The organism is Mesorhizobium sp. M7A.F.Ca.ET.027.02.1.1 (genome assembly GCF_004022985.1).
Classification (GTDB): domain Bacteria; phylum Pseudomonadota; class Alphaproteobacteria; order Rhizobiales; family Rhizobiaceae; genus Mesorhizobium.
In genome coordinates, this window is sequence record NZ_RZOL01000301.1 from 1 (window position 1) to 7,602 (window position 7,602).

The 7,602-nt window shown below is 64.3% G+C and carries 8 protein-coding genes and 1 pseudogene; all 9 read left to right on the forward strand.

What is annotated here, in order from left to right; translation table 11 throughout:
* Positions 1 to 830: dihydrofolate reductase family protein (locus EN749_RS25935; RefSeq protein ID WP_145991007.1), on the forward strand; the 830-nt coding region annotated here is incomplete at its 5' end.
* 12 nt (positions 831 to 842) lie between these two features.
* Positions 843 to 1,460 carry a riboflavin synthase gene (locus EN749_RS25940; protein ID WP_127810702.1) on the forward strand — a complete coding sequence of 206 codons (618 nt, stop codon included), beginning with the start codon at positions 843 to 845 and terminating at the stop codon, positions 1,458 to 1,460.
* A 256-nt stretch (positions 1,461 to 1,716) separates the two neighbouring features.
* A complete protein-coding gene (gene ribH / locus EN749_RS25950; RefSeq protein WP_127810701.1) occupies positions 1,717 to 2,211 on the forward strand; it encodes a 6,7-dimethyl-8-ribityllumazine synthase in 495 nt (164 codons plus the stop codon).
* Positions 2,208 to 2,708: a transcription antitermination factor NusB gene (nusB, locus tag EN749_RS25955; protein ID WP_127322245.1), complete on the forward strand. Its 501-nt coding sequence runs from the start codon at positions 2,208 to 2,210 to the stop codon at positions 2,706 to 2,708. The genes ribH and nusB overlap by 4 nt, the downstream gene beginning before the upstream one ends.
* The gene (locus EN749_RS25960) at positions 2,705 to 3,919 is read left to right on the forward strand and encodes an MFS transporter (RefSeq protein WP_128364223.1); all 1,215 of its coding nucleotides are present in this window, start codon (positions 2,705 to 2,707) and stop codon (positions 3,917 to 3,919) included. Before nusB ends, EN749_RS25960 begins: the two co-directional genes overlap by 4 nt.
* A gap of 177 nt (positions 3,920 to 4,096) precedes the next feature.
* Positions 4,097 to 5,008, forward strand: coding sequence for an ABC transporter substrate-binding protein (locus EN749_RS25965; protein ID WP_127397086.1), 912 nt, complete (start codon positions 4,097 to 4,099; stop codon positions 5,006 to 5,008).
* Between the two features lie 55 nt (positions 5,009 to 5,063).
* Complete coding sequence (locus EN749_RS25970; RefSeq protein ID WP_128288393.1) at positions 5,064 to 6,227, forward strand: ABC transporter permease; 1,164 nt, start codon at positions 5,064 to 5,066, stop codon at positions 6,225 to 6,227.
* Positions 6,224 to 7,162 carry an ABC transporter ATP-binding protein gene (locus EN749_RS25975; RefSeq protein ID WP_128364224.1) on the forward strand — a complete coding sequence of 313 codons (939 nt, stop codon included), beginning with the start codon at positions 6,224 to 6,226 and terminating at the stop codon, positions 7,160 to 7,162. The genes EN749_RS25970 and EN749_RS25975 overlap by 4 nt, the downstream gene beginning before the upstream one ends.
* Positions 7,159 to 7,602 (forward strand): annotated as a pseudogene (locus EN749_RS25980) (ABC transporter permease); the annotation flags it as partial. The gene EN749_RS25975 and the pseudogene EN749_RS25980, both read left to right, overlap by 4 nt.

Genomic DNA, 7,602 nt, shown 5'->3' on the forward strand with positions numbered 1-7,602 from the left:
TCCAGCGTGACGTAAGCGGTGGCGCCGCGCGCGTCGTCGGTGCGGCCAGCGATCCCGATTCGCGCGTGTCCGGCAAGGGCTACGCGATCCTGCGTGCCGCCGGTGTCGAGGTGGTCGAGAAGGTGTTGGCCGAGCAAGCCTCCGAGCAGATGGCCGGCTATTTGATTCGTTCGTTGAGAAAACGCCCAGAAGTGGTTCTCAAGCTTGCGCTTTCCAGCGACGGAAAGATCGGCAGGGAAGGCGGTGGGCAGGTGTCGATCACCAGAGATATCGCGCGCCGCGAAGTGTATCTGATGCGGGCCGAGGCGGATGGCATACTGGTTGGTATCGGCACGGCCCTTGAGGACGATCCGGCCCTGACGGTGCGTTTGCCGGGGCTGGAGAACCGTTCGCCTGCCCGCATCGTGCTCGACCGCCAGATCCGGTTGCCGGAGGCCTCGAAGCTGGTTTCGGGCGTCGACCGGGTGCCGCTCTATGTCGCCGCCTGCCTGGAGGCCGATCCGCTGCGGCGCGCAGCACTCGAACGCGCCGGCGTCCGCTTCATCGGCACGGAAACGCACGAGGGCGGCGTAGCCTTGCCGGAACTACTCGAGGATCTGGCCGCGCTCGGCATGGCCAGCGTGCTGGTCGAGGGCGGCGCCAGGGTGGCGAGCGCCTTCCTGGCCGATGGGCTGGTCGACCGCATTGTGCTGTTCCAGGGGCCGGAAGCGATCGGCGACGACGGCATTGCATCGCCAATCGACGCCGACCATATCCCGGCAGGATTTCGCAAGCTGCGCGACATGCGTTTCGGCGAAGACAGCTACGCCGAGTGGATAAGAGACCTCTAGGGATCAACACCGATGTTTACCGGAATTGTCACCGATGTCGGCACTGTCGCTTCCGTCAAGCCGCTCAGGGAAGGGGTGGGGCTGCGCATCGACACAGCCTATGACCCGCAGACCATCGCCATCGGCGCCTCGATCTCCTGCGGCGGCGTCTGCCTGACGGTGACGGCCTTGCCCGACAGCGGCTCGAATGCGCGCTGGTTCGAGGTTGAAGCATGGGAGGAAGCCTTGCGGCTGACCACGGCCTCGGGCTGGAAATCCGGCACCAAAGTCAATCTCGAGCGGGCGCTGAAGATCGGCGACGAACTCGGCGGCCACATCGTTTCGGGCCATGTCGACGGCATGGCCGAAATCGTCGAGCGCAAGGATGAGGGCGACGCGGTGCGCTTCACGCTGGAGGCGCCGCGCGACCTGGCGAAGTTCATTGCGCCCAAGGGATCGGTCGCGCTCGACGGCACCTCGCTCACCGTCAACAAGGTCGAAGGCGCGCGCTTCGACGTGCTTTTGATCCACCATTCGCTGACCGTGACCACTTGGGGTGAGCGCAAAGTCGGTGACCGCGTCAATCTCGAGATCGACACCATGGCCCGCTACGCGGCGCGGCTGGTGGAGGCGACGAAAGAGGGGCTTTGATGGTCAGGAATAGACGGATCTCGGCTGTACCGGAAGGGGGAATACCGGCGACGGACGCTCGAGGCTCTGGCCGATGTGGACGCTGGTCGTGTGATTGATCATCAGGCCGTGCTGGCTTGGGTTGAGAGCCTCGACGGCCATCTCAAAAACGAGGTTGGTGAACCTGAATAGGTCGGCAAACCGGGCGTGCGCAACATCTTCGCTTGCGATGAACCCGGCTTCGGCCTAAGTCACCGGCAACTCCCCGGAGACTTTTATGGCTGGTACATCCCAACACGGCAAAGCCTTCATTCGTCCGAAGGCGAAGGCGCATCTGCTCATTGTCGAAGCGCGCTTTCATGACGACCTTGCCGACGCGCTGCTCGATGGCGCGACAAGCGCGCTCGATGAAGCGGGCGCGACTTATGATGTCATCACCGTTCCAGGTTCGCTCGAGATCCCCGCGGTGATCACCTTTGCACTGGACGGCGCAACGGAAGGCGGCACACATTATGACGGCTTTGTCGCGCTCGGCACCGTCGTCCGCGGCGACACCTATCATTTCGACATTGTCGCCAATGAATCCAGCCGAGCGCTCATGGATTTGAGCGTGCAGGACTCTGTCTGCATCGGCAACGGCATCCTCACCACCGAGAATGACGCCCAGGCCTGGACTCGCGCCAAGCGCTCGGAAGGCGACAAGGGCGGCTTTGCCGCGCGTGCGGCGCTGACCATGATTGCCCTCAAGGAACAATTGGGAGCGCGATCGTGAGCGAACCCGCTTCGCCCGGCCAGCCCACGGTGCGCCACGCCAACAAGCGCGGCGCTGCCCGTCTGGCCGCCGTGCAGGCGCTCTATCAGATGGATGTCGCCGGCAGCGGTGTCTTCGAGATCACCGCCGAATATGAGGCCTTTCGTCTCGGCAAGGAAGTTGACGGCGCGCTCTATCGCGAGGCCGATGCGCAATGGTTTCGCGCCATCCTGGCGGGTGTCGTCGAGAACCAGAAGACCATCGATCCGATCATCCGCCAGGCGCTGACCGAGGACTGGCCCCTGTCGCGGCTGGATTCGACGCTGCGCGCCATCCTGCGCGCCGGCGTCTACGAACTGATGAAGCGCGAGGATGTCCCCGTCGCCGTCATCGTCTCCGAATATGTCGACATCGCCAAGGCCTTCTACGAGGAAGACGAGCCGAAGCTGGTCAATGCCGTGCTCGACCGTGTGTCTCGCCGGGTGCGTGGCGAGGGGCGCGGCAAGGACGCATCATGACGGCGATCGCCCTCGAGACCGGTCAGGAGGCGCGCCGCACCGCGCTGATCCTCGCCGCCTCGCAGGCGATCATCGGCTCGGCGGCCCCCATCGCCATCTCCGTGGGCGCGCTGGCCGGGCAATATCTGCTTGGTCCCGACAAGTCATTGGCGACAGCGCCGATCACCGGCTTCAACATCGGCGTGGCGCTCGGCGCGCTGCCTGCAGCGGCCATCGTCCGCAGCATGGGCCAGCGAAGCGGCTTCATGACCGGCACGATCGTCACGGCGCTTGGTGGCCTGATCGCCTCCTTGGCGCTTTTTCAGGGCGGCTTCTGGCTGTTTGCCTTCGGCTTGCTCACGATCGGTGTCGGCGGCAAAGCGGAACTGCTGGACGAAGGCGCCGCCGACAACGCACCGCCTGAATTCAAGGCGCGCGCCATCTCCTTCGTGCTGGCCGGCGGCGTCGTCACCGCCATCCTCGGGCCGCAGATCGTCATCTTCACCCGCGAATTGCTTCCGCCGGTCATGTTTGCCGGTTCGTTCATCTCCATCCTGCCGCTGGCCGCCGTCGGCGCCATCATCCTGTCGTTCCTGCGGCTGCCGGCGAAAGCATCCGGCAAGGTGGAGATCGCCGACAGCGACGCCAGACCACTGGCTGAAATCATCACGCAGCCGCGTTTCGTCGCCGCGCTTTTCTGCGCGGTCGGCAGCTATGCGCTGATGAGCTTCGTCATGACGGGCGCACCGCTGGCCATGGTCGGTTGCGGCCTTTCGGAAAACGACGCGACGCTCGGCATCTCCTGGCACGTCATGGCGATGTTCGCGCCAAGCTTCTTCACCGGCTCGCTGATCCATCGCTTCGGCGCCGAACGCATTGTGGCCACCGGCCTGATCCTGCTCATCGGCTGCGCCATTGTCGCTCTGTCCGGCCTGGCGCTGTGGCAGTTCTGGACGTCGCTGATCCTGCTGGGCCTTGGCTGGAACTTCGGCTTCATCGGCGCGACCGCGATGGTTGCCGCCACCTACCGGCCGTCGGAAAAGGGCAAGGTGCAAGGCTTCCACGACTTCGTCCTGTTCGGCTCCGTCGCCTGCGCCTCGCTGATGTCGGGCATGGTCTACAACGCCTGGGGCTGGGAGATGCTGAACTGGATGGTCTTTCCGGTCACCGTCCTGTGCTTCGTGGCGCTCGGCGCGCTCAAGCTGACGAGCTTGCGCAAAGCTGAAGCCTGATCCATCCGCCGTTTCACCTGACACGGCGCTGTCAGCACGATGTCGGCCGAATTTACCGCTTCGGAACAAAAATATTGCGTCTGTACCTACTGTTATGAAACCGTGTGCCCCGACTGGCCGTTGAAGCCATGCTCATATGCGGTCACCGCGTTTCGGTTCATAGCAAGGGGTTTCACAATGTTTTCAGTCAAGTTTCTGGCCGGCGCGGCATTGGCGCTCGGCATCACGGTGGCTTCCGCCAATGCTCAGGTGGTTGTCTCTTCCAAGATCGACACAGAGGGCGGCGTGCTCGGTAACATCATCCAGCTCGTGCTCAACGCCAACAACATCAAGACATCGGACCGTATCCAGCTCGGTGGCACGCCGGTGGTGCGCAAGGCGATCACCGCCGGCGAGATCGACATCTATCCCGAATATACCGGCAACGCCGCTTTCTTCTTCGAAAAGGCCGACGACCCGGTCTGGAAAGACGCCGCCAAGGCCTATGAAACGGCCAAGAAGCTCGACTACGACGCCAACAAGATCGTCTGGCTGTCGCCGTCGCCCGCCAACAACACCTGGGCGATCGCGCTGCGCAAGGAAGTCGTCGAAACCAACAAGCTCGCCACGCTCACCGATTTCGGCAAATATGTCGCGGGCGGCGGACAGGTGGTGCTGGCGGCTTCCGCCGAGTTCGTCAATTCGGCGGCTGCACTGCCGGCCTTCCAGACCACCTATGGCTTCACGCTGAAGCCGGACCAGCTGATCACGCTCTCGGGCGGCGACACGGCGGCAACCATTGCCGCGGCCGCCAACCAGACCAACGGCGCCAATGCGGCCATGGTCTACGGCACCGATGGCGGCATCGCACCGTCCGGGCTCGTCGTGCTCGACGACGACAAGGGCGTGCAGCCGGTCTACCAGCCGGCGCCGATCATCCGCGAAGCGGTGCTGAAGGAGCATCCCGAGATCGAGACGCTGCTGAAGCCGGTCTTCGCCAAGCTCGACCTCGTCACGCTGCAGGAGCTGAACGGTCGCGTGCAGGTCGGCGGCGAGCCGGTCAAGGGCGTCGCCGAGGACTTCCTGAAGAAGAACGGCTTCCTGAAGTAGGAGGATTCCGGCGCGTCGCTTTCGTGGCGCGCCGGATCGACTGACGGGGCAGAGCGTGAACAGCCGCTTCGACAAGCTCGGCGTGGTCATCGCCGCGATATCAGCATATGCGGCCTTCGCCGCCCCCTTTGCCACGTTCCGTGCCAACCGCATCGTCCCCGGCCAGGCGCGCTCGATTCTCGATGCGCTGCCGGCAACGACCGGAACGCTGCTGCTCGCCATCATTGTCGCCGCAGCACTCATTGCGCTGTTCAAGACACCACTTGTGCTGCGCCTTGCCGCCAGCGTGATGGCGCTTGCCGCGCTTGCGCTGCTGATCGGTGTCGCCGGAACATTTCTCACGCCGGCGGGCAACACCTTCGCCAGAGTTTCGCCAGCCTCCGGTTTCTGGATTCTGATCTTTGCCTTCACGCTTTTGCTCGCCGACGTGCTGACAAGGCTGAACCTGTCGCCATTGGCGCGGGTTGGCGTGCTTGTGGTCGCGGCTTTGGCGATCGGGCTGCTGTTGATTTCGGGAAGCTGGGACAATCTGTCGATCCTGAAGGAATATTTCAACCGCGCCGGCAGTTTCTGGGTAGAGGGCTCCAAGCATGTAACGCTGGCGCTAGGGTCGCTGCTTGCGGCGATGGTCGTCGGCCTGCCACTCGGCATTCTCTGCCATCGTGTCGAAAGTCTGCGCGCCGGCGTTCTCAACGTGCTCAACATCATCCAGACCATTCCCTCGATCGCGCTGTTCGGCCTTTTGATCGCGCCGCTCGGCTGGGTTGCCACGCATGTGCCGGGAGCTGCCGCGCTCGGCATTCGCGGCATCGGCACCGCACCGGCTTTTGTGGCGCTGTTCCTTTACTCGCTGCTGCCGGTAGTGGCCAACACCGTGGTCGGTCTCGCCGGCGTGCCGCGCGCCGCCAACGACGCCGCGCGCGGCATGGGCATGACCGACAGGCAGCGCCTGTTCGGCGTCGAGTTTCCGCTGGCTTTTCCTGTCATCCTCACCGGCATCCGCATCGTCTTGGTGCAGAACATCGGCCTCGCCACCATTGCCGCGCTGATCGGCGGCGGCGGTTTCGGCGTGTTCGTCTTCCAGGGTGTGGGCCAGACGGCGATGGACCTTGTGCTGCTTGGCGCGGTGCCAACGGTCGCGCTCGCCTTTGCCGCCGCCATCATCCTCGATGCGGTGATCGAAATGACCGCCACCAGGCGCAGGGTTGAAACGGCATGATCGAGATCGAAGGCATCACCAAGCGCTATGACGCGACGACCGTGGTCGATGACGTGTCGATGGTCATCGAGCCGCGCACCATCGCCGTCATTGTCGGCACGTCCGGTTCCGGCAAGACGACGCTGCTGCGCATGATCAACCGGCTGGTCGAGCCGACCTCAGGCATCATCAAGCTCGACGGCGCCGACAATCGTTCGCTGCCCGGCTACGAGCTGCGCCGCAGCATCGGCTACGCTATCCAGGGCCACGGCCTATTTCCGCATCGCACGGTGGCACAGAACATTGCCACCGTGCCGGTGCTGCTTGGCTGGGACAAGGACCGTATCAAGGCCCGGGTCGACGAGTTGATGACGCTCTATCAGCTCGATCCCGAAGCCTTCGGGCCTCGCTACCCGCACGAACTGTCCGGCGGCCAGCAGCAGCGCGTCGGTGTTGCCCGCGCACTCGCCGCCGAACCCAACGTGCTGTTGATGGACGAACCGTTCGGCGCCCTCGACCCGATCATCCGCACCAAGGCGCAGGAAGATCTGCTGGCGATCCAGAAGCGCTTCGGCACCACCATCATCCTCGTCACCCACGACATGGAAGAGGCCGTGCATATGGGCGACAAGATCGCGGTCATGGATGCCGGCAAGCTGGTGCAATACGCCAAGCCGGCCGAGATCCTGGCAAAGCCGGCAAGCGCCTTCGTCGAGACCCTGGTTGGCGCCAGCGAAAGGCCGTTCCGGTTGCTGTCGCTCGGCCGGGTCCGCGATGCCGTGGAGAAGGGCTCCGCCGAAGGTGAGGCGATCCCCGGCGATGCGAGCCAGCGCGACGCGCTGGCCGAATTGTTGTGGTCGGGCCGGCCGGCGCTGCCGGTCAAAGGCGCCGACGGCAAGCCGCTTGGCCGCGTGACCATCGAAGGGCTGGTGAAGCGTGCGGCGAGGCCGGCATGAAGGCCTGGCTTCCATCGCTGCTCAGGCTAGCATTGGTGGTGCTGCTTGTCGCCTTCGTCACCAATCCCGGGTGGTTCGTGCCGCTGCTGAAGCCGCTGACCGAAAACAACGCGCCGGTGATCTACAACCAGGGCAGTCTGCTGACGCTGACCCTGCTGCACTTACGCACGGTTCTGATCGCCACCGTGGCGGCAACCATCGTTGCGGTGGCGCTTGCCGTCCTGGTCACCAGGCCGGTCGGTGTTGAATTCCTGCCGCTATCGCGCAGCCTCGTCAACATCGGTCAGACCTTTCCGCCGGTGGCGGTGCTGGCGCTTGCCGTACCGGCCGTCGGCTTCGGCGAGAAGCCGACACTGATCGCCCTGTTTCTCTATGGCCTGCTGCCGATTTTCGAGAATGCACTGACCGGCCTGACGACGCTGCCGGCCAATGTCGTCGAG

What these genes read in the sequence shown, in the direction of transcription:
- ribH (WP_127810701.1), top strand. Translation starts at nt 1,717, where the DNA reads ATGGCTGGTACATCCCAACACGGCAAAGCCTTCATTCGTCCGAAGGCG.
- EN749_RS25960 (WP_128364223.1), top strand. Translation starts at nt 2,705, where the DNA reads ATGACGGCGATCGCCCTCGAGACCGGTCAGGAGGCGCGCCGCACCGCG.
- EN749_RS25940 (WP_127810702.1), top strand. Translation starts at nt 843, where the DNA reads ATGTTTACCGGAATTGTCACCGATGTCGGCACTGTCGCTTCCGTCAAG.
- EN749_RS25965 (WP_127397086.1), top strand. Translation starts at nt 4,097, where the DNA reads ATGTTTTCAGTCAAGTTTCTGGCCGGCGCGGCATTGGCGCTCGGCATC.
- EN749_RS25975 (WP_128364224.1), top strand. Translation starts at nt 6,224, where the DNA reads ATGATCGAGATCGAAGGCATCACCAAGCGCTATGACGCGACGACCGTG.